The sequence below is a fragment of the Pseudomonas maioricensis genome, from assembly GCF_022790535.1.
Taxonomy (GTDB): Bacteria; Pseudomonadota; Gammaproteobacteria; order Pseudomonadales; family Pseudomonadaceae; genus Aquipseudomonas; species Aquipseudomonas maioricensis.
The window spans coordinates 204,961-229,112 of sequence record NZ_LOHG01000007.1 but is presented as its reverse complement, the minus strand read 5'-3'; the positions used below and the strand labels follow the sequence as shown (position 1 = coordinate 229,112).

The following is a 24,152-nucleotide window of genomic DNA, read 5'->3' as shown; positions in this document are numbered from 1 at the left end:
ATACTCCGATGCAGGCCTGAAAACGACCATGTGCGACAAACCGCATCGGTACTCTCCCGGTCACCAGACACTGCGCCCACCATCCATAACCAGATTGCAACCATTCATATACGTGGAAGCGTCAGAGCAGAGAAAAGCAATCGCGCCTCGGTACTCATCTTCCCTGGCCATACGGCCAAGCGGAATCAGCTGGGTCAGTTTACTGACGAACACGTCTTTCTGACCGGCATACACGCCGCCGGGCGACACTGCATTGCAACGTACGCCTTGATCACACCAGTAAGTGGCCAGATATTTGGTCAGCCCGATCAGGCCATGCTTGACGACTGAATAGGTCACCGGCTTGACCGGTTGCTGATTAGCCTCACAACCATCGACGCGATACAGTCTCTGATCCGGGGCAATAACACCCAGATCAGACGCAATGTTGATAATCACGCCTTTATTCTGCTGCGCCATTTGCTTGCCAAATACCTTGGCACAATTGAAAGCGCCACCCAGACCAACATCCAGATCCAGTTGCCACTGCTCCCAGGGAAAATTCTCCAGACGGGAGAAGTTCTTGCCGTCGGCACTTTCCACCTTGGGGTTACGGGCAGCATTGTTGATCAGAATGTCGATGTGCCCATGCGCAGCGAGCACTTCATCACAAATACGCTGCAGCGCATCCAGTTGGGTGATATCCGCGACATAAGTGTCAGCCTCGACGCCCGTCTCTTCCAGCAAGCGGGCCCGAGCCACCTCAAGCGCGGGCTGGCTGACATCAATGAGCACCGGAATCGCCCCCAACCCAGCCACCGCCACGGCATGTTGATAACCCAGCAAACCTGCGCCGCCGGTAATGATCGTCACTCGGCCCGTCAAGTCGAACAACTGCTGCATCGCGCCGGTATTAGCCATTGACGGTGACCTCGTCGAGGTTGACTTCCACGCCTTTTTTCAGCGAAGCCAAGGCAGCCAGGGCCAGACGCAGGCTCTGCAGGCCGTCGAAGAGCGTGACCTGAGGGGTCGACTTGCCCGTTACGCAGTCGATGAAATGTTGCGCCTGATTAAGGAACATGTCGTTGCGTACAAAGCCTTCAAAGGCTGAGTGCTCCAACACTTGGCCTTCAGCGTCATAAACGTTCATTTTCAGGTTGATGAGATCCAGCTCTGCGCTGCCGGCATCACCGATGATCTTGAAAACACGCACCGGTGGACGCTGCACGAAATCCTGATGCAAGTGAATAGGGAATGAACCGTGTTCACCGTCGTACTGCATCAACGAAGTGGCGGTATCTTCCACATCGATTTCCAGGTTGCTCAGCTTGCCGCCACGGCACAGGATGCTTTTCGGCAGGCCGAAAAACCAGTACAGCAGGTCCATTTCATGGATCTGCGACAGGATTACGCCGCCGCCCTGATCCGCACGGGCAGCGTACATCTGGCGGTAGTCTTCGTACTTGTGCCAGTTCGGCAAATATTCACCGATTTCGGCGCTGACGCGAATGATATTGCCAAAGTGCTTGCTGTCCACCAACGCCTTGAAGCGCTGCAGGCCCGGGTGAAAACGGAAGTTGTAGCCAACGTAGAAGAGCAGGCTTTTCTGCTCGACCAAAGCCTGCAACTCCTCTATGCCTTCCATATCGCTGGCCAGGGGTTTTTCCATGAAGACAGGCACACCTGCACGGACGCATCGCAGAGCAATCGGCACATGCAGGGCGTTTGGATTGCAGATGTAGACGGCCCGAGGTTGCGTTGCCAAAGCCGCATCCAGATCGGCGTGCACGATCACGCCGTAGTCTGTTTCCAGATCAGCGCCTTGCTCCACGGTCAGGTTGTCCTGCAACTTGATCCGCTGCCCCCTCACCCGGTAGGCGTGAACTTCAAGTTCGTTACCCAGCACCGTGCGCAGATTACGCAAATGACGCTGTCCGATGCCGCCCAGACCACAAAATAAAATCCGCACAAAAACCTCGATTCATTCAGACCAGACGTTTACCGCGCAGCCAGTCGGCTGACAGCTCACTCATTTGTTTGAGCCACAGGGGCTCTTCGCCAGGCACGCCACGTGCAACCTGCAAGACGAAATCGCCTTGGTAGTCGTAACGAATCAATTGCTCACGCAGGCTGGCGAAATCGGCGTCCCCCTCCCCCAGTGGCACGGTGGTGCTACCAAGGCGTCGATCCTTGATATGGAAGCTACCAATTCGTGCACCATAGGCTGCGAACTCTTGCGCTGGCGCATAGCCTAGCGACGAGCTATTACCTGCGTCGTAATTGACCTTGATCAGAGGATGATCAAGCAACCCCAGCAAATCGCTGAACGCTTGCGGCCCCATATCAGTTTCAAGGTGCAGTTCGATGCCGTGAGCTTGTGCTATCGGCAAAACCTGTTGCAGACATTCAACGACCAGCGCTTGTTCTTCGGGAGTTGCGATGCGTGAGTTGTCCACAAAAGGAATAACGATTCGGCCGATCTCCAGTTCCGGGCAGATACCGATCAACCATTGCAGACGCTCGACACGCTCAGCACGCTCTTCATCGGAACACCGTACAAATGGGCAATCCATGAAGTAGTCAGCGCAGATCGACACGACTGAAATGGAGTATTCATTCAGGCAAACCTTCAGATCGGCACGGCCTTGTGCGGTTTCCAGAGGGTTGGCACCCTCGCCGTATAAATCGTAGATCCACTCGATACCGCGTAATCCGGCAACCACCGCGTTCGCGATTTCTTCACGCCATTGACCACGCGGGAACGACTGAAAGCGCCCATCCTGCGGCGGAATCAAACGTCCCTGCATGGTGTAGAAGCCGCTATCGGCGTAGCGCAGCAAATATTCGGCACTCATCACTCACCCACCAGCGGAATCAACATATTGGACTTGAGTTCTTCACGATCCAGGAACGGGAACAGGTCCTCCAGCGGGGCGGAAACCATCACGCCGTTTTCACCTATGCGCGAAGTAATACGCGGGCCAATGGCCTGATCAGGTTCGACCATCACCTCACAGAGCACCGGGCCAGGAGTAGCCAGAGTCTGAGCGATGACTTCCGGTAGCGAGGCTTGATCACTCACACGCAGTACAGGCAGACCGAATGCGGCCGCCAGTGCGCCGATGTCCGGCAAGGTCAGACCTGACGTGGAGTCGCAACCAATGGTCTGCTTGAAGTAACCGCTCTGCGATGCACGAATCGACGCATAGCCATTATTATTGAGAACGAAATATTTGATCGGCAGTTTCAGGCGACTGGCAACTTCCAGCTCCTGAATGTTCATCACGAAACCACCGTCGCCATCCACCGATATGGTCCGGCGTCCGCCGCTCCCCAGACAGCCGCCGATAGAGGCTGGCAAGCCATAACCCATTGAACCCAGACCGCCCGTGGCAACCGCACGCTGCCCGCGTTTCAACTTGGCCGATATCCAGAAAGTATCGATAGACGCACCGGAGCTGCCCGGGATAATCATGTCGGTACCTTGCAACGCATCGCAGAGCATTTCAGTAAATACATAGCTGTTTACGAAGCCAGTCTTGTCGCGGTACTCCTGCAGCACAACCGGATATTTGTCCTTCCAGTCTGTGCAACGTTCGCGCCAGGCTTTGTAGTCAAAGCTGTGGCCCTCTGCGGCTTTTGCCAAACCGTCAATGAACGCTCCGGCGTCGCAGACAAACTTCTGATCGGGCATATCGCCCAGTTTGGCAATTTCAGCTGCGTCGATGTCGACTACAACGATTTCAGCGGCACGGGCGAACTGAGTACGGTCAAAACCGGTGATGGAAAAATCCATGCGGCAACCAATCGCAATCACCAGATCAGCGTTCTGCACCGTGAAGTTGGCACCGCGTGAAGCAACGGTACCGCAGCGTCCGAAATACAGAGGATGTTCGTACTCCAGCAGGTCCGCTGCGATCCAGGTGGTCATGGTCGGAATACCCAGACGCTCGATCAGCGCGCGCATCGCGTCTTGAGCACCAGCACCATGGATGCCATTACCTACCAACAACACTGGACGCTGTGCACTTTGCAAACGTCCCGCAAGGCTCTGCAGGGCAGCGCGATCAGGCAATGCCAGTTGCAGACGGTCATCGGCTACGTAGCCCGGCAGTTGATCGGGATCGATTTCAGTTGCCTGCACATCCAGCGGTATATCGATCCAGACAGGGCCTTTGCGCCCACTCATCATGAGGTGATGAGCCTTCTCAAGTTCAAAGCGCACTTGCTTCGGATCAAGCAGGCAAACCGCGTATTTGCTGATTGGAGAGACGACACTGACGATGTCCAGCTCCTGGGTACCCAACTGCCGAAGGCCCGTATCGCCTTTGAGGTCAGCTCGCTTGACCTGACCTGATACGAACATAACGGGCGTCGATTCAAACCACGCACCGGCAAGCCCGGTAATCGCGTTGGTCGCACCAGGACCGGACGTAACCATGCATGCACCAAAGTTACCCGAGGTACGTGCGTAGCCTTCAGCTGCAATTGCTGCGCCCTGCTCGTGCAGCATACTGACAGCAGTCAGCGCTGGCTGGCGAAGCAAGGCATTGTTGAGGTGCATCGCCCCGCCGCCCGGCAGGAAGAAAACGTGCCCGACGCCTTGGCGGGCAATAAAGTCAAAGACATAGTCTGCAACACGCATACGAAATCGCCTGAAATTCTGGGTTAATGAGGTAGGACGCGGTCGGCCGGCACGGCGTAAAGCACCAGATCCCATCCGCCAGCCAAATGCTGACAAAGGCTGAACTGATAGCCTTCGTGGTATTCATGCAACTGCAGCAAAATGCTCCAGAGATGGTCCTGCAGGTGATATACGCAGACCGCCAGCACAGGATGCAACTCACTGATGAGTTGACGTCCGCCAGCCAGACATTGAGGTTCAAAGCCTTCAATATCGATTTTTATGAATGTCGCCGGAGCGATTTTTTTACTCAATTCATCCAGAGTCGTCATCTGCACGGTTTCGCTGCCCATGCCGACTCGGCATGCTGCGCCACTGGCGTCCTCGATCAGAATTTCACCCGTGCTGTCACCCACAGCAAGGGCATGAGCATGCAAACCGGAATGTTTGTCGGCCAGGCTTGCCAGGGTGGCTTCAAGCTTCAAGAAATTGCGTGCCGAGGGCTCAAAGGAATGGATCTCTCGGTATTGCCGCCCACTGCGGATAAAACCATGGATCGAGTCACCGTCGAATGCGCCAATGTCGTACACCACTTCATTATCATTTCGATTGGCAAACTGGTCGTCGAAATACATCTCGGTGGTAGAAGCCGGTGGCAGCAGGTCGTAATCGAATGTCAGGCGCCATTCAACATGGTCAACAAACAGCTGACGCGATGCATCATCAGCAAGCAACTCGAAAGCCTGGCGAATCTGACCCGCTTGCTTCAGCACTTTTTCCGGTAGATCCAGGCTGTAATACGGCAGAAATTCTTCAGGGAAACGCCAGGCCAGATAACCGAATGGTGCAATTCGGTCGAACCCTAGTGCACGCAATGGGGCCAGACGCTCAACCATCGTATCAGTGGCTTCGCCGCACCAGATGGTGACAATGATGGCCGGCAACTCTCGACTTTCTCGCGCTGCCAACTGAGCAGGGCTGAGGACCTCAATGCCCAGGATTGAAGTGCCCCAAAGGCTTGCATTGTTGTCGATGAAGGCCTCTGGAACCATGCCCATTTTCAGCAATACTGCTGCGACCTTCTTCCCAAGATTTCCGGCACCAAACAGAACGAAGGGTTTCCTGGCATCCCCCATAGCATCAAACAGGGTTTGCTGCTGACGCTGACGAGCCGAGTCAAGCGACTCACTCAATAAAAGATCCAGACGTGCACTGATCGCTTGCTCATTCATGTACATCACCTTCCAGTGAGTTCAGGAACTCCAGTGCCGACCAGAAACCGGCACCATGATCCTTGTGGCCCTGCCAGACCTCAGGGATGAAACTGACAGTGGGATACTGCTTGAGCTGCGCCCAGGTCGCAGGCCAGTCCACGTCACCGGTGCCCATGACCACGCCTTCACCGTTCGCACCTTTGGCATCGGCCACGTGCAGGTGAGCGGAGTACGGCAGGAGCAGTTTCAGTGCGGCCTGGAAGTCCAGTTCGAAGTGGAAGCAGGTCATTTGCAGATGCGACAGGTCCAGACACAGACGCAGATCAAGACGCTTGGCCTGCTCGGCCAGCTCGTCGGGCATCATGAAAATATTCTGGTGACGCTGACCGCCGAAGTGCCACGGGAACGGCGCCATGTTTTGCGGGATCAGTTCGGTACGACCGAAATCGATCTGAGCACATGACTCACGGAAGCGCTCGTACAACTCTGTGCGCTGGCTGAATGGCAACGGTGCGTCAGCAGAGAAGCCGCCAATGTTGGCAACAATCAGCAGCGAGTCGGCTTTCGGGAAGAACTCGGCCATCTGCAAGGTCGCGTCAACGACACGTTGCAGATTGACGATGGAACGCTGGCGGTACTCCAGGTCATCGGACACCAGATCCAGCAGCTCGCTGTTTTCAAACAGCTCCGGGGCGTGGACCACCAGACGAGAGCACTCGACAGTGCTGAGGAACGGCTGAGGCGCAACGCTCAAGTCGCGGTATGACAAGTGAAACTCGAACAGGTCGGGTTTGATCCACTCGTTGTATTGCTGGAAGTCGTGGTAACGCACCGGCACGCCCCAGAGGATTGGCATGTCGTATTCTCGGCGTACTTCCTCTTGCTCGGTCAGGTCGCTGTCGAACAGGAAATCGCCCTGCTCGATCTTGCGGCCCGCAGGCTTGCCCAGCAGATCGCTCAGGCGATAAGGCGCCAGGCCCTGACCAGGGCTGGCTACGCGCAGCATGTTTTGCTCGAACACTTCACCTTTCTCGATCGCCCGGGCGGCAATCACGCTCTTGCCCAGGTTCTCGCGGTTCAGCAGTTCGCCCTGGCTGGCGTGACGGCCGGGACCGGTCCATGGCAATGCCTTCTGGACCTGACGAATGCCTTCGACCAGTTGGCGGAACTCCAGTGGCTCAAGGCTGGCCAGGTGGTCCGGCCCTTCCATGCCACGGTCCAGCGTAATGTGACGCTCGACCAGCTTGGCACCCAAAGCCACGGCTGCGAGGGTAATCGCCGTGCCGCGCTCGTGCCCCGAATAACCGATCATGCCGTGCAGTTCTTTCAGACGGGCAATGTAGCCCAGTTGAATATCGCTCTCGGGTGCCGGATAGGTGCTGTTGCAATGCAGCAGCGCGAACGGCACACCCAGGCCTTTGAGCTGTTCGATGGTCCGAACGATTTCATGCTCATGGGACATGCCCGTCGAAAGAATCAACGGCTTGCCCAGGGAAGCGGCCTTGGCGATCAGGTACGGATTGCACAGGTCAGCCGAGGCAATTTTGAACGCGGGCACATCGAAGCCAGCCAGTACATCCACGCTTGGCTCATCCCACGGCGTACAGATGTAGCTGATGCCTTTGAGCTTGCAGTACTCGCGAATCTGCCGGTGCTCATCGACAGTCAGTTCGACCTTGTCGAGCAAGTCCTGAATGTACTCGACGCCCAGGTCTTCGGCGCGCGAGCCATCGGCCTTGGTGCGATACAGCGCGTCGCGGTTGCGCAGTTGAAACTTCACGCAATCGGCGCCGGATTCGATAGACGCATCCACCAGCTGCTTGGCCAGTTCCACCGAACCGTTGTGGTTGTTACCCACTTCAGCGATGACGTAGACATGGTCGCCGCCGATGACAGCGCCATCGATGGAAAAAACTTGCTCATTCATTGGATTTTGGTCCGCCAGGAGGTGACACCGTTGGATTCGAAACGGAAATCGGTGATACGGCAGCCCAGCTCCCGGACCTTGTCGGTCACGGCACGTCGATGCTGAGGCTGCACGAAAAACAGGAAGAACCCGCCGCCACCGGCACCCAGCAGCTTACCACCGAGGGCACCTGCGGCCAGGGCCGAATCATAGATCTGGTCCAGCACGCCATCGCTGACGGCATTGGAAAATTGCCTTTTGAGCATCCAGCCCTGATGCAGGCAACGTCCGAAATCATGCAGCTCGCCGCGTATCAGGTGGTGATGCATATGCCGACACAGCTCAACACTTTCAGTGATCAGCGGCGCCTTGGAGTCCTTGCTGGACATCTCTTCGCGCTGGCGCTCGTGGAGCTTGCCCGAGTCATGGGAAATCTGCGTATCGCAGAGCACCAGGCACTCCTCCAGCTCATTCCAGATTGACTCGGTCAGGCGAATCGGATGGACCAGATTACGACCCTCTTTGAACTCGATCAGGTTGAAGCCGCCAAAGGCCGAGGCGTACTGGTCTTGCCAGCCACCCGCAATACCAAAGCACAGGCGCTCGGCCTGAAACGCCAGCTCGGCTACCTCATAGGTGCTCCAGCGGTCACGGCGCAATTCGTTGAACGCTGCGATAACCGCAGTCGCCACCGCCGAAGAGCCGCCCAGACCGGAGCCCACCGGGAAGTCGGAGCGGATATAAAGGTCCAGGCCGTAGTTAGGCTGAATAACAGAAACGATGGTCGCCAACAGGCCTTTGCCCGCATGACGCGCGAGGTCGTAAATGGACTCGTAACGCTCGTGAGTGCCCAGGTCCTCGGAGAAAATCTGGATCACATCGTCGGTGCGCGGGATCAATGTCGCGTGGGAATACAAACCCAACGTGCAACTGAGTACGGCAGCAGGGTTATCAACGAAGTAGTACGTCAGGTCTGAGCCGCCACCGCTGAAACTCATCCGTACCGGTGCACGGGCACGGGCCAGAACAGGGACCTCGGAATTGGCAGCCAGCAACGCAGGCGTCACCACATCCACCAGACAACCCGCCGCATCCACCACCGGGATAGCGTTGAAGCTGAGGTCGAAAATCTTCAGCAGTTCTTCGCGAGAAGCACCGACCTGCACCGAACGGTAATGAGTATTCATGCAGGCCGTGACCGGTACATCAGTGTCCGCACCTTCCTGCAACAGGTAGCGGCGCAGGTCACCGTTGGTGATCACGCCTACCAGGCATTCCTGATCATCGACCACGAACACGATCTGCAAGTCACCGGACTCGATGCATTCAACCGCGTCAAGAATGGTCTGATCGACATACACCGTTTGTTTCTTTACCAGTCGATTCATTTATCAGCCCCTTGAAGCCCTGACTTGAAGGCATCCAGCGAGTCTGGCGTTCCGATATCGATGAAAGGCCCTGAGTACTCGCAAGCGAACAACTGCCGACGCTCAATCAAACGCGGCAAAATCTCTTTTTCCATGGAGCACGGCTGGACGGCAAACTCGCCCAACGAGTTTTCCGCAAAGGCATACACACCCGCATTCACGCGACCTGGGCCTGATGCGCCCTTCTCATTGAGCGCCAGCAGTTCAAGGTCTTGCGAACAGTCGAGGCTGCCGTAGCGCGAGCGATCCTCGACCAGCACGGCAACAATTGCATCGTTGCTCGCCGCGAACGCCAGGCGATACGCCTGCTGATCCAGCCAGGTGTCAGCATTGAGCACCAGAAAACGCCCCCCCGGTGGTACTTCCTGCAAGGCGTGCAAAACAGCACCGCCAGTTCCCATCGGCTCGGTCTCGACCACCAGTTGCAGATTCAGGCCCGACTCAGCCGCCAGGACCGGCAATAATTCAGCCAATTGGTCAGCCCGGTAATGAGCGCACAGCACCGCATCCTCAACGCCAGCCTGCTTGAGCTGCGCCAGGACCAGTGCGAGAAACGGGCGACCATGAACGTCGACCACCGCTTTTTGCCCGCCCTGAAGCACGGCACTCAGACGAGTCCCAAAGCCACCGCAAAGGATGTAGGCACGCATTACTTACGCAACCCGAAGAAGGTTTCCATGCTACGCACGGCGTGTTCCAGATGCTCTTCGCCCAGGCCCGGCCAGACGCCGATCCAGAAGGTGTCGTTCATGATTTTGTCGGTAACGGTGAGGTCACCGGACACGCGATAGTTGCGGTTGAGCATGTATGGCTGACGGATCAAATTACCGGCGAATAACAAACGCGTACCCACCGCCTGGCTGTCCAGATAGCGCACCAGATCCAGACGCTTGAAGCCACAGCCGTCGCGCAGGGTCAGCGGGAAGCCGAACCAGGACGGATCACTGTTAGGTGTTGCCTCAGGCAGGATCAAAAAGTCGGCACACGTGGCCAGACGCTCGGTCAGCCAGTTGAAGTTGCGCTTGCGGGCCGCAATAAAATCATCCAGACGATCCAGCTGCGCCAGCGCGCAGGCCGCCTGCATGTCAGTGATTTTCAGGTTATAGCCCAAGTGCGAATAGGTGTACTTGTGGTCGTAACCTTCCGGCAAGGTGCCCAGCGTCTGACAGAAACGCTGTTTGCAGGTGTTGTCCTGACCCGGCTCGCAATAGCAATCACGTCCCCAGTCCCGGAACGATTCCATGATGCGTTTGAGCAACGGGTTATTGGTAAACACCGCGCCACCCTCGCCCATGGTGATGTGGTGCGCCGGGTAAAAACTCAATGTGCCGATATCACCAAAGGTACCGACCATTTTGCCGTCATAGGTCGCGCCCAGAGCGTCGCAGCAGTCTTCGATCAGCCACAGCTTGTATTTGTCACACAGGGCGCGAATCACGCCGAGGTCATAGGGATTGCCCAGAGTGTGAGCGAGCATGATGGCTTTGGTTTTCGGGCCGATCGCGGCTTCAACCTTGGCAGGGTCAATGTTGTAGGTCACCAGATCGACATCGACGAAAACCGGCACCGCACCAAACTGCAAGATCGGGTTAACGGTCGTCGGGAAGCCAGCGGCCACACCAATCACTTCATCACCGGGTTTGATCGCCCGATCACCCAGCCGCGGCGAGGTCAAGGCGGAAAACGCGACCAGATTGGCGGATGAGCCAGAGTTGGTGGTCAACACCGCACGACGACCCAGGTACTTGGCGAGACGACGCTCGAAGGCGTCGTTGAAACGCCCGGTTGTCAACCAGCCATCCAGTACGGCCTCGGTCATGGATTGCAGTTCGCCAGCGCCGATTACCTTGCCCGACGGCGGTACAACGCTCTGGCCTGCCACGAACGGTTTCGGCGCATATTGCAGCTCTGCATAACGACCAACCAGCTCGACAATTTGTTGGCGCAGCTGCTCCGGGGTGTTCTCACTCATGGATATCGCCTTGGTAATCCGCGATCTGCGCGCGGGTAAAGGTGTGCATATCACGCCCCTGCTGCCAGGCCAGATGCCAGCTCAGGGTACGTTCAAGCGTGGTTTCAAATGACCAGCGCGGCGCCCAGCCCAACAGCTGTCGAGCCTTGCTGGAGTCCAGCGCCAACAAGCCAGCCTCATGAGGCTGAACCTGAGCATCCACGGACCAGCGCACCGGCTGTGGCCACATTTCGGCCAGCGTGCGAACCAGCTTTTCCACCGTGGCGACATTGCCGCTCTCGGGGCCGAAGTTCCAGGCACCGGCATGTTTCTCGCCATCCTCGACCAATGCCTGCGCCAGCAGCAGATAGCCCATCAGGGGCTCCAGTGCGTGCTGCCAGGGACGGGTTGCCTGAGGGTAGCGAAGGGTCACTTCTTCATTGTTTTGCCAGGCGCGGAAGATGTCCGGCACCAGGCGCTCCGGCGACCAGTCACCGCCACCGATAACGTTGCCCGCGCGCGCCGTTGCCAAGGCAACGCCGGATTCCTGCAGGAAGGAATTACGGTACGACGAACACAACAGTTCAACACACGCCTTGCTGTTGCTGTATGGGTCAAAACCGCCCAAGGTGTCCTGCTCTCGGTAAGGCCAGAGCCACTCACGGTTCTCGTAGCACTTGTCGGTGGTGACCACCACCACTGCGCGAACGCTCGAACACTGACGCACCGCTTCCAGCACGTTGACGGTGCCCATCACATTGGTCGCATAGGTTTCAGCCGGGGTGCGATAAGACTCGCGAACCAGTGGCTGCGCTGCCAGATGCAGCACCACTTCGGGTTCGAACGCGCGCAGAGAACGGGCGACCGCCTGGGCATCACGAATATCGCCCAGATCGCTGGCCACCGCGCCTTCCACGCCCGCCACTTGCCACAATGCAGGCGTCGTGGCGGCAGGCAGCGCAAAGCCTTGGACTTCAGCACCCAACTGGCGCAACCACAGCGCCAGCCAGCCACCCTTGAAACCGGTGTGGCCAGTCAGCAGTACTTTTTTGCCTGCCCAGAATCCGTTCAACGCCAGAGTTTCCATTCCGCTTTTCCGCTGGCCCAGCGCTCTTCGAGCATGACGCGATCACGCAGGGTGTCCATCGACTGCCAGAAACCAAGGTGCGTGAAGCTCATCAGTTCACCTCGGGCTGCCAGATTGCGCATCGGCTCGAACTCCCAGGTAACGTTGTCGTCAGCGATGCTATCAATCACCGATGGCTCAAGCACAAAGAAGCCGCCGTTGATCCAGCCGCCGTCGCCCTGAGGTTTTTCCTGAAAGCCTTTGACGCAGTCGCCTTCAATATCCAGCGCGCCATAACGCCCCGGTGGCTGTACTGAGGTGACGGTGGCCTGTTTGCCGTGCTGGCGGTGAAATTCGATCAATTCAGGAATATTGACGTCCGAAACGCCGTCACCGTAGGTGAAGCAAAAAGTCTCGTCACCCAGGTACTCACGCACCCGGCGCAAGCGTCCGCCCGTGGCACTGGCTTCACCGGTATCAACCAGCGTGACGCGCCAGGGCTCGGCATGCCGCTGATGGATGTGCATGCTGTTTTCAGCCATGTCGAAGGTCACATCAGACATGTGCAGGAAGTAGTTGGCAAAGTATTCTTTGATGACGTAGCCCTTGTAACCCAGGCAAATCACGAACTCGTTGATGCCGTAATGCGAGTACATTTTCATGATGTGCCAGATGATTGGCTTACCACCAATCTCAATCATCGGCTTGGGCTTGAGGTGTGATTCCTCACTGATCCGAGTCCCCAACCCTCCCGCCAGAATTACTGCCTTCATGCGCTTCTCTCAGAAAGTCCGAACTGCCAATACACCCTCGAACGGCTGCATACAGAACGCCAATAACTCGGCGGTTCAGGAATGTCAGCGCTGTTACAAAGGGTAAAAGCAATATCCATACCATCACGAAAAGCCTTTAGATTCGGTACCTTCCAGCCGCTGTCGGAAAACCGGCAGCGCAAAAAAAACTTATTGAGGTCAGTTGTTTAGCGGTGATCAAAGTACCGTTTGCCCCAAGAGAAAAATCGCGCCCAAAAAAAAAGGAAGAGCGCCTGCTCTTCCTTTTTTCACCGCATCATGACGCACACTCAAGGCAGAAACAGACTGAACACGCCTCCGCCCAATGGGCCACCATTGGCCAGCTCGATTCGCCCATGCACACCGTTACGCTGATGGCGTTCGGCTATCCGCGCGGCGAAATAAAGGCCCAGCCCCGTGCTGCCACTGACCTGGTTGATGCCCAGTGCATAGTCGGCCTGTTTCTCGATCATGCTGGCCGGGTAGCCTGAGCCATCGTCATTGATGACGATGCACAGTTGCCCTTCTTCCTCGCTGACCGTAATGGCAATGGTCTTGCGCGCATAACGTATGGCGTTAACGGTGATATTGCCCACCACCGTGCCGATCAGTTCACGATCAAAGAAACCCAGCGGGATGAGCGCATCCACTTCACAGGTGGCGACGATGCCACGACTGTTCAGCACTTCCTGATGATGAGCCAGCTGGCCTTCGATGAAGTCGTCCATCTCATGATAATCAGGACGCAACGGCAACTGATTGACGTCCAGCTTGTAGAGGCCAAGCAATTGCACGAGCATGCCGTTCAGCCTGGCAAACTCATACTCGATGACTCCGTGCTCGGGTGTATCGCGCTGCGCATCGGTCAACTGTTCGAGCCACCGGTTGTGAGACTGGCTCAGTGTCGACAGGGAGTTCTTCATGTCATGCACAGTGGAGGCAATGACCATGGAGAAATCCATACTCGCTTCGTTTTCGCTCATGCTCCAAACGCCTTGCTCTGCAGTTTTTGATAGCGCTCGAAACGCGGATCACTCTCGGGCATCTTGCCGACCATTTTCAGGCAACCGCGACACTCTTCCAGCTTCGCCGCGCTGGGAGACGAAGCCATGGAGTGGAGCAATGCCTGCGCCAGGTTCAAGGCGATACTGATGTTCTGGGCCTGCAGCGCCAATGCTCGACGGAACAGGTCCTGTGCCTCGTCCAGATTGCCAGCCTTGTAAGTGCGAACGCCCTGAATATTGAGTTCGATGGCAGCCTTGTTGGCCCCAAGAATCGTCGGATCATCCGTTTGTTTGGCGATGTTTTTCATCACCAGAGGATCATCACCATAGATCTCGGCGCAACTCTTCAGCACGCTGGCACCCGCCTCGGCCTGACCGAGATTCTGCAACTGTGAGGCGACAGCCAGTGCCGCGTCAGCACTGAGGAACTGCTCCATATCCTGCAACCGGCCGACGGCGTCAGCGGTCAGCTTGGCCGCCATCTCTGGATCTGAATGCTTCACGCTGGCGGCCTTCATCAGCCTCGTGCGGACCTGAAGCCCCTGGTCAGTACCGTTTTCCTTGGCGACCTCACTGAGCGTCTGGTTGATCTCCACACGTGCGCGCGCATCAAGCCCCTGATCGCCACCACGGGAAATCAATGCCTGAGCAAAACCAAGGTTGGTTTCAGGGTTTTTGAAGCGCGAAAACTGGCCCTGATTGACCGCCTGACGATAGGCCTTGGAAGCGCCTTCGAAGTCATTGTTGTCCAGCGCCAGCTTGCCAAGCAGCGTCTGTCGACGCACCGCCAGCGGCGAAATCTTCACGGCGTCTTCCAGCACCTTTTGTGCACGGACTACATCGCCACGCGCAACCAGCGCTTCGGCCAGGCCGTCGTAAAGGATCGGCATGCCGGGAAAAGCTTTCACAGCAGCATCGAAGACCGCCTGCGCATCAGCGTGCTTGTTGCGCTTGAGCATCAAATTGCCGAGTGCGGCATACGCCCAAGGCGCAGGGCGATCGGCAAGAATGGATTTGAGCAATGCCTCAAGGGGTTCATATTGTTTAAGGTCACGCAGCGCATCGGCCTTGTAACGCAAGCACAACGGTGCGTAACGCGGGTCCTGCTTGGTCAGCGCGACACAGGCGGCAAGCACTTCAGCAGGCTTGCCGCGGTCCAGCGCTTGCAGGATTGGCTTGAGCAAGCCTTTACGCTGTACCAGCTTTTCAAGACGCTGGGCGAGACCTGCGCGGTTGAACGGTTTGGTCAGATAGGCATCCGGTTCCCATTCAAGGGCACTCATCACCATCGCCTGGCTGTTTTCAGCCGTGACCATGACGAACACGCTTTCATGGCTCAGCAAGCGGTCGACCATCAGGTCTTCAAGTACGTGCTGGCCGTTTTTCTTGCCGTCACCGAGGTTGAAGTCATGCAGAACAAAATCGTAGCGCTTCTGCGAACACATCTTCAGCGCCTGCTCTCCGGTGTCGGCGGTGTCCACATCCCTCACCCCCAACTCGCGCAACATAGAGCGCACCGAGCTGCGGAAGTCGGAGAAGTCATCGACAATCAGAAAACTCTTTTGGTTGTACGCCAGCATCAGGGGTCCTGTCAGGGAAGAAAGAAGATGAGCCCAAAGGCAAACATATAGACGGGTCCAGCTTCGCTGCCCATTTTTTTTGGCGCGCAAAAACCAGTTAATAGCACTACGCCATTAAGCAAATTCTACACCAAAGCCCTGCTCCATGGCTCTGATCGGGGGGTTGAGAGCCAACCCGTCCTCTACGTTTCAACATCGCAGGGGACTCAATGGGCTTCACCGACACAACGTTTATCGGCACCCTGTCAATTTTCTGGAGCCAGAATTATGTCTGGTGACGTGTTTGGATAAGCGCGCTGCCAGGCCACAAACCTGAGCAGCAAATAGTAAATGTCACAAACACACATTTTCTAGGAGCTGACGAGCAACGCGAGGCAGCGATTGAGGTTTGCCTGACATATCGCTATCGCTGCCTCGCGTTGCTCGTCAGCTCTTACAGAACGGGCTTTCACAGAAGGCTGGCGTTCAAAAATGCTTTCTGTAAAAAAATTGCGTAAACCCTGTCCCTTTTTTTCATCTCACTGGTCATCCCGGGTAAGTGAACAAAATATGAGAGCTTACTTCCATGCCCCCAGCGTCGCCTTATCGTTTGCGCCCCTTGCTGCATTTCAGCCTGTTGCTGACATTGAGCTCCAGTCCGCTTTTCGCCTCTTCCAGTTGGGCGCAAGACGAAGATCGTCGCACTTACGAGGTACCCGCCAGTAGCCTGGGTGCTGCGCTGACCCGCTTTGCAGGTCTGGCTGGCGTTAACCTGTCGGTCGATCCCGCCCTCGTGAGCGGTCGTACCAGCGCCGGTTTATCGGGCGACTATGCGGTAGAGGAAGGTTTCTCGCGCTTGCTGCAAGGGTCCGGCCTGCAACTGGTGCCAGTGGCGGATCATGCCTATACCTTGATCCCGGCTCCGGAAGGCAGCAGCCTGCAACTGGCGCCCACCTCAATTCTGGGTGCCGCAGGTTCTACAGATGGTCAGGCTTATGCCGGAGGCCAGGTTGCCCGCAAAGGCTCGCAAGGACTGCTCGGCTCGCGGGACTTCATGGACACGCCATTCAGCATGACCACCTACACCAGCCAGACGGTGAAGGACCAGCAGGCCAGAACCCTGGGCGATCTGATTGCCAGCGACCCATCGGTGCGCGCAACCAACCCGGCTGGCGGTCGGTACGAACAATTCACCATCCGTGGATTGAGCCTGTTCAACAGCGATGTTTCTTACAACGGCCTTTACGGCATCTTGCCGACCTACACCATCGACATGGAAATGGCCGACCGGGTCGACATCCTCAAAGGCCCGAGCCAGTTGATCAATGGCATCTCACCGCGAGGCGCCGTCGGTGGCGGCATCAACGTGGTGCCCAAGCGCGCCACCGACAAACCCATCACCGAAGTCACCGGCAGCTACGCCTCAAATAATCAACTAGGCACCGCAATCGACGTCGGTCGCAGATTCGGTGACGAGGGCAAATTCGGCGTCCGTTTCAATGGCGTAAAACAGTCAGGCGACACCGAATGGGATCACCAGAGCGTCGACCGCGAGATGGCCGTGTTGGGCCTGGATTTTCGTGGCGAACGCCTGCGGCTTTCGACAGATATAGGGCACACCGAACGCGACACCGATGCGCCGCAGGAACGCGTCCAGATCGGCGCAAATGCCAATGTGCCGAGTGCCAATGATGTGCGTCGCAACTATGCGCAGGCCTGGAGCAAGGCGCGGACCAAAGATACGTTCGGCGCAGTAAATGCCGAGTATGACGTCAACGATTCGGTCATGGTGTATGGCGGCGTAGGCGCTCGTAAAAGTAATCACGACTTCCTTCGCCACGCGGTTTCAATCACCAACAACGCAGGGGATTTCAGCGTCCAGCCCCGCGACTTTACCCGTGACGAAAATGTCCGCACGGCGACTGCGGGCGTGCGTAACTGGTTCCAGACCGGCCCCGTGAGCCATGAGGTCAATCTGGCTGCCAGCTACTTCTACATGGACTTCGAAAATGGCGGCGCTCGTTATGCGCCAGCCAACAGCAACCTGTTCAACCCGGTAGCGACACCCACTCCCGGCAACCCCACCCGCCTGGATGACAAGGTCTACACAGAAAACCGCTACAGCGGCCTGGCGTTGTCCGACACACTCGGCTTTTTCGATGACCGCTTGCTGCTGACCCTGGGCGCCCGCTGGCAGCGGGTTCAGGTCGATGACTGGACCAACAACGTCAAAGGTGACACGGCCTACGACGAGGAAAAAATCTCACCCTCGGGCGGCATCCTGTACAAAGTGACCGATCAACTGTCGGTATATGCCAACTACATGGAAGGCCTGAGCCAGGGCAAAGTCGCACCGTCCACTTCCCTGAACGAAGACGAGATCTTCCCGCCCTTCATCAGCCGTCAGGTTGAGGTCGGCGCCAAGTACGACCTGGGCACCTTCGCCTTTACCGCCAGCGCGTTCAGAATCAAGCAACCTGCTTATGAGACCAACGCTACGACGCGAGTCTTTGGTCCAAACGGCAAGCGCGAGAACAACGGCATTGAGCTGACCATGTTCGGTGAACCCCTCAAAGGCTTTCGCCTGCTGGGTGGCGTGATGTACATCGACAGCGAGCTGACCGACACCATCAACGGCGCATTCGACGGTAAACGCGCCCCTGCAACGCCTGAATACAACGTCAATCTGGGCGCCGAATGGGACGTGCCGAATGTTCAAGGGCTGACCCTGACCAGCCGCGGGATCTATTCCAGCTCCCAATACCTGAACCAGGCGAACACCAAGGAGATCGACTCCTGGGAACGGTTTGACGTAGGCGCGCGCTATGCCTTCAAGGTCGACGACAAAGCCGTGACCCTGCGCGCCAACATCGAAAACGTCATGGACAAACGCTTCTGGAGCTCAGCAGGCGCGTCGGACGACAGCGAACCGGGCTTGACGCTGTCTACGCCGAGGACGTACCTGGTTTCGGCGACGATCGGGTTTTAAGCGATTGGTGTTATGGGGTGCCCAGGGATGGGCACCGAGTAGCGGCCGAGCTCAGCTGAGGCCACCTCACATCCGGTGATGTTCCAGCAGGAAGTCCACGAACAATCGCACCCGCGCTGGCATTGCCGGGCCACCGACGAAAACCGCGTGAATCGGTTCCAGATCGCCAGGATTCCAGGCTTCCAACAGCGGTATCAGATCGCCACGCAGCAGATCCTCTCTCACGCTGAACTCGCCGATACGCGCGATGCCTGCACCTACTCGCGCGAATTGCGCCAGCGCTTCACCACTGCTGCATTCAATGTTGCCGCTGACTTTCAGGGAAAACTCTCTTCCATCGCGGAGGAACGGCCAGTTGGGTTCGGCACGCCGGAAGTTGAAGCGCAGGCAGTTGTGCCGTAACAAATCTTCCGGTTCCTGTGGAATGCCATGGCGCTGCAGATATTCGGGAGATGCCACCACTATCTGGCCGGTATCGCCGACTCTTCGCGCAGTCAGCGGGCTGTCGGGCAGATGGCCGAAGCGCACCGCCACATCGGCCTGCCCGCCGAGAATATCGACCACCTCATCTCCGAGAGTGAGATCGACAACGATATTCGGGTAACGGGCGCTAAATGCTGCCACCAACGGGACGATGGCCTGACGCCCATGACCAAGAGCGGCGCTGACCCGCAATCGCCCCCTTGGCACGCCTTGATCAGCAATGGCCTCTTCGACCTCGGCCATATCGGCCAGGATACGCCGGGCGCCGCGCAGAAAAGCCTCACCCTCGGCGGTGAAGGTAATCGCACGGGTGGTGCGCAACAACAGGCGGGTGCCGAGACGTTGTTCGGTACGCGCGATGATCCGGCTGACCGCCGAGGGTGTCAGCCCCAGCGCACGTGCGGCTGCCGACAAACTGCCCTCCTGCGCCACCATGGTGAATACGCTCATCTCACCTGACCTGCCGTGAAAATCCATTTGTGCTTCCTACGCAAAGGTGATTGCCAAAAACACTATCTACCGCGTGAAAAATGAAGATCGTAGCATTGGCGGCATAGATAAGGAGCCTTTCATGCGTATAAACCCACCCCTTGTTGCACTCGCCATTGGTGCCTTCGGCATCGGCGTTACCGAGTTCGCCCCCATGGGCATGTTGCCGGGCATCGCTGCCGATCTCGGCGTATCCATTCCTGCCGCCGGTTTGTTGGTCAGTGCTTACGCCCTGGGCGTGCTGCTCGGTGCGCCGCTGATGACGCTGACCACCGGCAAGATTCCAAGACGCTATCTGCTGATCGGACTCATGGCGATTTTTACTCTGGGTAATCTGATGTCTGCTTTGGCTACCGATTACTACAGCCTAATGGTCGCCAGGGTGGTGACTTCACTGAACCACGGCGCGTTCTTTGGCGTTGGCTCCATCGTCGCCGCCAGCGTCGTCGCCCCGGAAAAACGTGCCGGTGCGGTTGCGGCAATGTTCATGGGCCTGACCCTGGCGACCATCGGCGGCGTGCCACTTGCCGCATGGTTTGGCGAACTGTTCGGCTGGCGCACCGCGTTCTGGGGCATCACCGGCCTCGGCGTAGCGGCCATGGCCGCATTGTGGTTTGCCCTGCCCAACCTGCCAGCACCGCAAAGCGTCAGTGTGATGGACGAAATCAGGGTACTGGGCCGCGGCCGCGTGCTGGGTGCCTTGGCCCTGACGGTAGTCGGCTCGGGTGCAATGTTTACCGTCTTCACCTACATCGCGCCAATCCTCAGCAGCGAGACTCACGCCTCTACCGCGTACATCACCGCCATGCTGGTGCTGTTCGGTGTGGGGTTGACGCTGGGCAACATGTGGGGCGGCAAAGCCGCCGACCGCTCGATAGATCGCACCCTGATCGTTTCGCTGAGCGTGTTGATTGTCGTCTTGCTGGCCTTCACCGTATTGATGCGTTGGCCGCTGCCTGCCGCCGTTGCCATCCTGATATGGGGTATTGCCAGCTTCGCTCTAGTGCCGCCACTACAGATGCGTGTCATGGAAGCGGCGAAGGACGCACCCAACCTGGCCTCGGCGGTGAACATCGGTGCCTTCAACTTCGGCAACGCCATCGGTGCGGCGCTGGGCGGAGCGGTGATCAATGCCGGGCTGGGTTATCCAGCGATTTCCCTGGCTGGCGCGGCAATGGCAGGCCTTGGACTGCTCATGGTTTTGGCTTTTGCGTGGCGTTCGAGAGCGATTGCAACTGCGGCAGCGTGAGGATGCAAGGCGGCTGGTCGCCATTGATGAGTGGCCACCAGCAGCGGATCAAGGATTACAGCGGCGGCTATTCGTGGGATGCCTCATCAGCGTTCATCCACTAACGCCGCCGCAGGGAATTGCTGCTCTTCCAGCTTCTCCATCACCAACCCGATGAATGCGGATACCGCTAACGGCAAATGCTGCCGACTGGGGTAAAGCACATGCAGGCCGTACCCGGTGCGGTGGTATTGGGGAAGCACTGACACGAGGCGACCCTGCTGAAGATCAGCCTTAGTCATGGCAGAAGGCAGCAAGGCAAGGCCTAGTCCGGCCAGGGTTGCTTTACGCAAGGCCTGGGCGGTGTTGCCATTGAAGCGGCTAGTGATTCGCACCTCTTCTTCTGCACCGCTTGGCCCATGAAGAAGCCAGGTGGTGACGCCGCTTGGGTGAGCAAAACTCACACAGTCGTGATTGACGAGGTCTTCAAGGGTAGCGGGCACGCCTCTTTTCCTGAGGTAACCGGGGCTGGCAACCATCCCCTCGTTGCCCGATCCAAGAAGTTGACGACCGACATAGCCTGAGTCCTGCAATGCGCCACCGCGAAACGCAATGTCGATCCGGTCAGCAATCAAATCGGCGCGCGCATCGCTCAGTACGAAGTCGAGCTGTACCCGTGGATACGCGTCGAGAAAATCGGCCACCCATTCCATGGGGAAGAAGTCGAAGAAATCAGCCATCGCCGCAATGCGAACGGTGCCACTCGGCTCCAGACTTCCCATCATTAACTGCTTCCCGGCATCAATCAGACCGTCCACTGCCCCACGGCATTGCTCGTGAAAAGCCTCGCCGGAATGGGTAAGTGTCAGCTTGCGCGTGGAGCGTTGCAGAAGCCTCGTGCCGAGCTGTCCCTCAAGTTGTTGAACCCGCCGACTCAAGGTGTTGGAGGGCATTCCAAGCTGTCGAGCTGCTTCAGCGAAGCTGCCACTGCGTACTACTTGTACAAATAGCGCGACGTCATTCAGGTCAATCACGTAATCGCCACCCCTTAAAAATGGATCAGTTCAATCCAATTATGCCATCTAATAAAGGAATCAAAGGACACATATCCTTGAGCCATTGCTGAGATTGACCTCCAACTACCGGATCCCTGAGTTAACCCCCAGTCCGGCAACAACGAGAGCATTTCACTCATTAAACGCATCGGCCCGGGCAAACGAAGCCCTGTTTGACGACGTTACCTTGCGGGCGATGGTGCTCGAAATTCAGAGAGAAAACATATGACCGCCGCCACCGCAGTTCGACCACGCAGCATTGTCCATCGTACCGAAGGCAGCACACACGGCCCCATCACGCGACTTGTCAGCCCAGGTGATCTAGGAGAGCTTTTGAAGCCATTTATTTTCCTGGATATTTTCAGTCTGAACGCCGGGGGTGGTAAGTCGAGTTTCGGCATGCATCCGCACTCAGGGATCGCAACCGTTACCTTCATGACCCAAGGCGATGTGTCTTATGAAGACACCACCGGCGCGACAGGCTTATTGCTAGCCGGGGGTGTTGAGTGGATGCAGGCCGGCAATGGAGTGTGGCACGACGCTACGCTGGCGAGCGATTCCTCAATTCAGGGATTCCAACTCTGGGTCGCATTGCCCCCATCGCTGGAAAACGCGCCAGCAATGAGTATCTATCTCGCGCCCTCCCAAGTTCCAGAATCAGGCCCGGCCCGTGTGCTTCTGGGGCGCTATGGGGATGCTCAAAGCCAGATTGAAGCACCGAGTGACATGAACTATCTCGCCGTGAATTTGGAAGACGGTGAGCACTGGCGCTACACACCGCCGCCCGCTCACACCGTTGCATGGCTGGCTGTCAGTTCAGGAAGTGTGGACGCAGGTGCAGTGATAGATACCGGCGAACTCGCCGTGTTTGAAGAGTCGGAGCAACCCATCAACTTCATCGCGAAAGGCGATTGCACTTTCGTGATGGGCTCGGCGGTAAAACATCCGTATGACCTGGTGACGGGCCACTACTCGGTCCACACGAGCAAGGCTGCGCTGGCGCAGGGCGAAACAGAAATACAGCAGATTGGCGCTCGCCTTCGACAGCAGGGACGACTCAAGTAGTAGCGCTTAACCCAGCGCAAAAATCGTTTCGACAATTGCTACCCAACACTTCCGACTCCTACCGAGACACGTCATGACCACTAGCAATCTCAAGCTTCTTCTATCCCCCGCACAGATCGCCAGCCTCCCCCTTAAAAATCACATGGTCATGGCGCCGCTCACGCGAAGCCGTGCCGGGGAAGGTGATGTTCCGACGGCCACAGTGGTCGAGTACTACCGCCAACGTGCCGGTGCCGGCCTCATCATTACTGAAGGTTCTCAAATCTCAGCTCAAGGCAAAGGCTATATGAGGACACCAGGCATCTTCACGGCCCAACAAATCGCCGGCTGGAGAGACGTGACCGACGCCGTGCATGCAGAAGGCGGACGAATTTTTCTCCAACTCTGGCACGTCGGACGTCTGTCCCACTCTCTGGTGCAGCTCAATAATCAACTGCCGGTAGCCCCCTCAGCGATCAAGGCCGACGGCGAAATCTACACGCCTGAAGGACTTAAGCCCTACGAGCTACCACGGGCCATGACTCAGGATGAAATATCTGCGGTAATCGCTGACTTCCGCCAAGCTGCTGAAAACGCAAAACGCGCGGGATTCGACGGTGTGGAAATCCACGCTGCAAACGGTTACTTGATCGATCAGTTCCTGCGCGATGGCACCAATGCCCGAACCGACTCTTACGGTGGCTCTGTAGAAAACCGCGCCCGGTTTCTTAAAGAGGTGGTGGAGTCGGTCATCGAAGTATTCGGAGCCAGCCGCGTGGGTGTTCGTCTGTCGCCAATCTTCAATTACTTCTCCATGAGCGACAGCAATCCCCAGGCGATTTTCAACTACACAGCGAAAATGCTCAGCCACTATGGCCTGGCGTATCTCCACGTCGTTGAACTCGGTGCAGGGTCATTCGACTTCAGAGAACTGAAGCGTCGTTTTGGAGGCACCTACATCGCCAACGGAGGCTATGACGCAGAACGCGCAGAAACGTCGCTTCAGGAAGGAAATGCTGACCTGGTGTCATTTGGCACAGCGTTCCTCGCCAACCCGGATCTGGTGGAGCGACTCAAACAAGGTGCAGCACTGAATGAGGCAGACCCGACAACCTTCTATCAGGGTGAAGAGCGCGGTTATACGGATTATCCGACGCTGGCTGAACTCGGATAAAAACCAACGTTGCAGTCGGAAAAAAACCGTCGGCGATTGCCTCTCGCAACTCGAGAGGCAATCGCTGACTGGTTCGTCAAACCCATCCATTTTTTGGAAAGACCTCACCCAAAGGTAACTGGCCTGCAAATGCTCAGCGTGGGTTGGATGCGCATATTTCAAGGGTTGC

The 24,152-nt window shown here is 57.3% G+C and carries 19 protein-coding genes; 4 read left to right on the top strand and 15 right to left on the bottom strand.

Features of this window, described 5'->3' with window-relative positions; translation table 11 throughout:
• Positions 1–60: 60 nt before the first annotated feature.
• From AUC61_RS13475 to AUC61_RS13415, 13 genes are all read right to left on the bottom strand, one after another.
• The gene (locus AUC61_RS13475; protein ID WP_243246747.1) at positions 61–900 is read right to left on the bottom strand and encodes an SDR family oxidoreductase; all 840 of its coding nucleotides are present in this window, start codon (positions 898–900) and stop codon (positions 61–63) included.
• The gene (locus tag AUC61_RS26495; protein ID WP_243246742.1) at positions 893–1,948 is read right to left on the bottom strand and encodes a Gfo/Idh/MocA family protein; all 1,056 of its coding nucleotides are present in this window, start codon (positions 1,946–1,948) and stop codon (positions 893–895) included. The genes AUC61_RS13475 and AUC61_RS26495 overlap by 8 nt, the downstream gene beginning before the upstream one ends.
• A gap of 16 nt (positions 1,949–1,964) precedes the next feature.
• Positions 1,965–2,834 carry a sugar phosphate isomerase/epimerase family protein gene (locus AUC61_RS13465; RefSeq protein WP_243246741.1) on the bottom strand — a complete coding sequence of 290 codons (870 nt, stop codon included), beginning with the start codon at positions 2,832–2,834 and terminating at the stop codon, positions 1,965–1,967.
• Positions 2,834–4,624, bottom strand: coding sequence for a thiamine pyrophosphate-binding protein (locus tag AUC61_RS13460; RefSeq protein ID WP_243246740.1), 1,791 nt, complete (start codon positions 4,622–4,624; stop codon positions 2,834–2,836). The genes AUC61_RS13465 and AUC61_RS13460 overlap by 1 nt, the downstream gene beginning before the upstream one ends.
• Before the next feature lie 23 nt (positions 4,625–4,647).
• Complete coding sequence (locus tag AUC61_RS13455) at positions 4,648–5,835, bottom strand: FkbM family methyltransferase (protein WP_243246739.1); 1,188 nt, start codon at positions 5,833–5,835, stop codon at positions 4,648–4,650.
• Positions 5,828–7,744 carry an N-acetylneuraminate synthase family protein gene (locus AUC61_RS13450; protein ID WP_243246730.1) on the bottom strand — a complete coding sequence of 639 codons (1,917 nt, stop codon included), beginning with the start codon at positions 7,742–7,744 and terminating at the stop codon, positions 5,828–5,830. The genes AUC61_RS13455 and AUC61_RS13450 overlap by 8 nt, the downstream gene beginning before the upstream one ends.
• Positions 7,741–9,111, bottom strand: coding sequence for a GHMP family kinase ATP-binding protein (locus tag AUC61_RS13445; RefSeq protein ID WP_243246728.1), 1,371 nt, complete (start codon positions 9,109–9,111; stop codon positions 7,741–7,743). Before AUC61_RS13445 ends, AUC61_RS13450 begins: the two co-directional genes overlap by 4 nt.
• Positions 9,108–9,800 (bottom strand): sugar phosphate nucleotidyltransferase, encoded by a 693-nt coding sequence (locus AUC61_RS13440; RefSeq protein ID WP_243246726.1) that lies wholly within the window; start codon positions 9,798–9,800, stop codon positions 9,108–9,110. The genes AUC61_RS13445 and AUC61_RS13440 overlap by 4 nt, the downstream gene beginning before the upstream one ends.
• Positions 9,800–11,122, bottom strand: coding sequence for a lipopolysaccharide biosynthesis protein RfbH (rfbH, locus tag AUC61_RS13435; protein ID WP_243246724.1), 1,323 nt, complete (start codon positions 11,120–11,122; stop codon positions 9,800–9,802). The genes AUC61_RS13440 and rfbH overlap by 1 nt, the downstream gene beginning before the upstream one ends.
• A complete protein-coding gene (gene rfbG, locus AUC61_RS13430; RefSeq protein ID WP_243246722.1) occupies positions 11,115–12,188 on the bottom strand; it encodes a CDP-glucose 4,6-dehydratase in 1,074 nt (357 codons plus the stop codon). The genes rfbH and rfbG overlap by 8 nt, the downstream gene beginning before the upstream one ends.
• Positions 12,170–12,940, bottom strand: coding sequence for a glucose-1-phosphate cytidylyltransferase (gene rfbF, locus AUC61_RS13425; protein ID WP_243246721.1), 771 nt, complete (start codon positions 12,938–12,940; stop codon positions 12,170–12,172). Before rfbF ends, rfbG begins: the two co-directional genes overlap by 19 nt.
• Before the next feature lie 308 nt (positions 12,941–13,248).
• Positions 13,249–13,941: a sensor histidine kinase gene (locus tag AUC61_RS13420; protein ID WP_243246719.1), complete on the bottom strand. Its 693-nt coding sequence runs from the start codon at positions 13,939–13,941 to the stop codon at positions 13,249–13,251.
• Complete coding sequence (locus AUC61_RS13415) at positions 13,938–15,542, bottom strand: response regulator (protein ID WP_243246718.1); 1,605 nt, start codon at positions 15,540–15,542, stop codon at positions 13,938–13,940. The genes AUC61_RS13420 and AUC61_RS13415 overlap by 4 nt, the downstream gene beginning before the upstream one ends.
• Before the next feature lie 565 nt (positions 15,543–16,107).
• Here AUC61_RS13415 and AUC61_RS13410 point away from each other — a divergent pair.
• Positions 16,108–18,510 carry a TonB-dependent receptor gene (locus AUC61_RS13410; protein ID WP_243246716.1) on the top strand — a complete coding sequence of 801 codons (2,403 nt, stop codon included), beginning with the start codon at positions 16,108–16,110 and terminating at the stop codon, positions 18,508–18,510.
• A gap of 66 nt (positions 18,511–18,576) precedes the next feature.
• Here the strand turns inward: AUC61_RS13410 and AUC61_RS13405 are convergent, their stop codons facing one another.
• Positions 18,577–19,470, bottom strand: a complete 894-nt coding sequence (locus AUC61_RS13405; protein ID WP_243246714.1) for a LysR family transcriptional regulator — start codon at positions 19,468–19,470, stop codon at positions 18,577–18,579.
• Positions 19,471–19,564: 94 nt separating this feature from the next.
• Between AUC61_RS13405 and AUC61_RS13400 the strand changes: the two genes are divergently transcribed.
• On the top strand, positions 19,565–20,731 hold the full coding sequence (locus AUC61_RS13400; protein ID WP_243246709.1) for an MFS transporter: 1,167 nt from the start codon (positions 19,565–19,567) through the stop codon (positions 20,729–20,731).
• 86 nt (positions 20,732–20,817) lie between these two features.
• Here the strand turns inward: AUC61_RS13400 and AUC61_RS13395 are convergent, their stop codons facing one another.
• Positions 20,818–21,744, bottom strand: a complete 927-nt coding sequence (locus tag AUC61_RS13395) for a LysR family transcriptional regulator (RefSeq protein WP_243246708.1) — start codon at positions 21,742–21,744, stop codon at positions 20,818–20,820.
• Between the two features lie 246 nt (positions 21,745–21,990).
• On the opposite strand from AUC61_RS13395, the gene AUC61_RS13390 reads away from it, so the two are divergent.
• Positions 21,991–22,830 carry a pirin family protein gene (locus tag AUC61_RS13390; RefSeq protein ID WP_243246707.1) on the top strand — a complete coding sequence of 280 codons (840 nt, stop codon included), beginning with the start codon at positions 21,991–21,993 and terminating at the stop codon, positions 22,828–22,830.
• Positions 22,831–22,903: 73 nt separating this feature from the next.
• Positions 22,904–23,983 (top strand): alkene reductase, encoded by a 1,080-nt coding sequence (locus AUC61_RS13385; RefSeq protein ID WP_243246706.1) that lies wholly within the window; start codon positions 22,904–22,906, stop codon positions 23,981–23,983.
• Positions 23,984–24,152 lie beyond the last annotated feature (169 nt).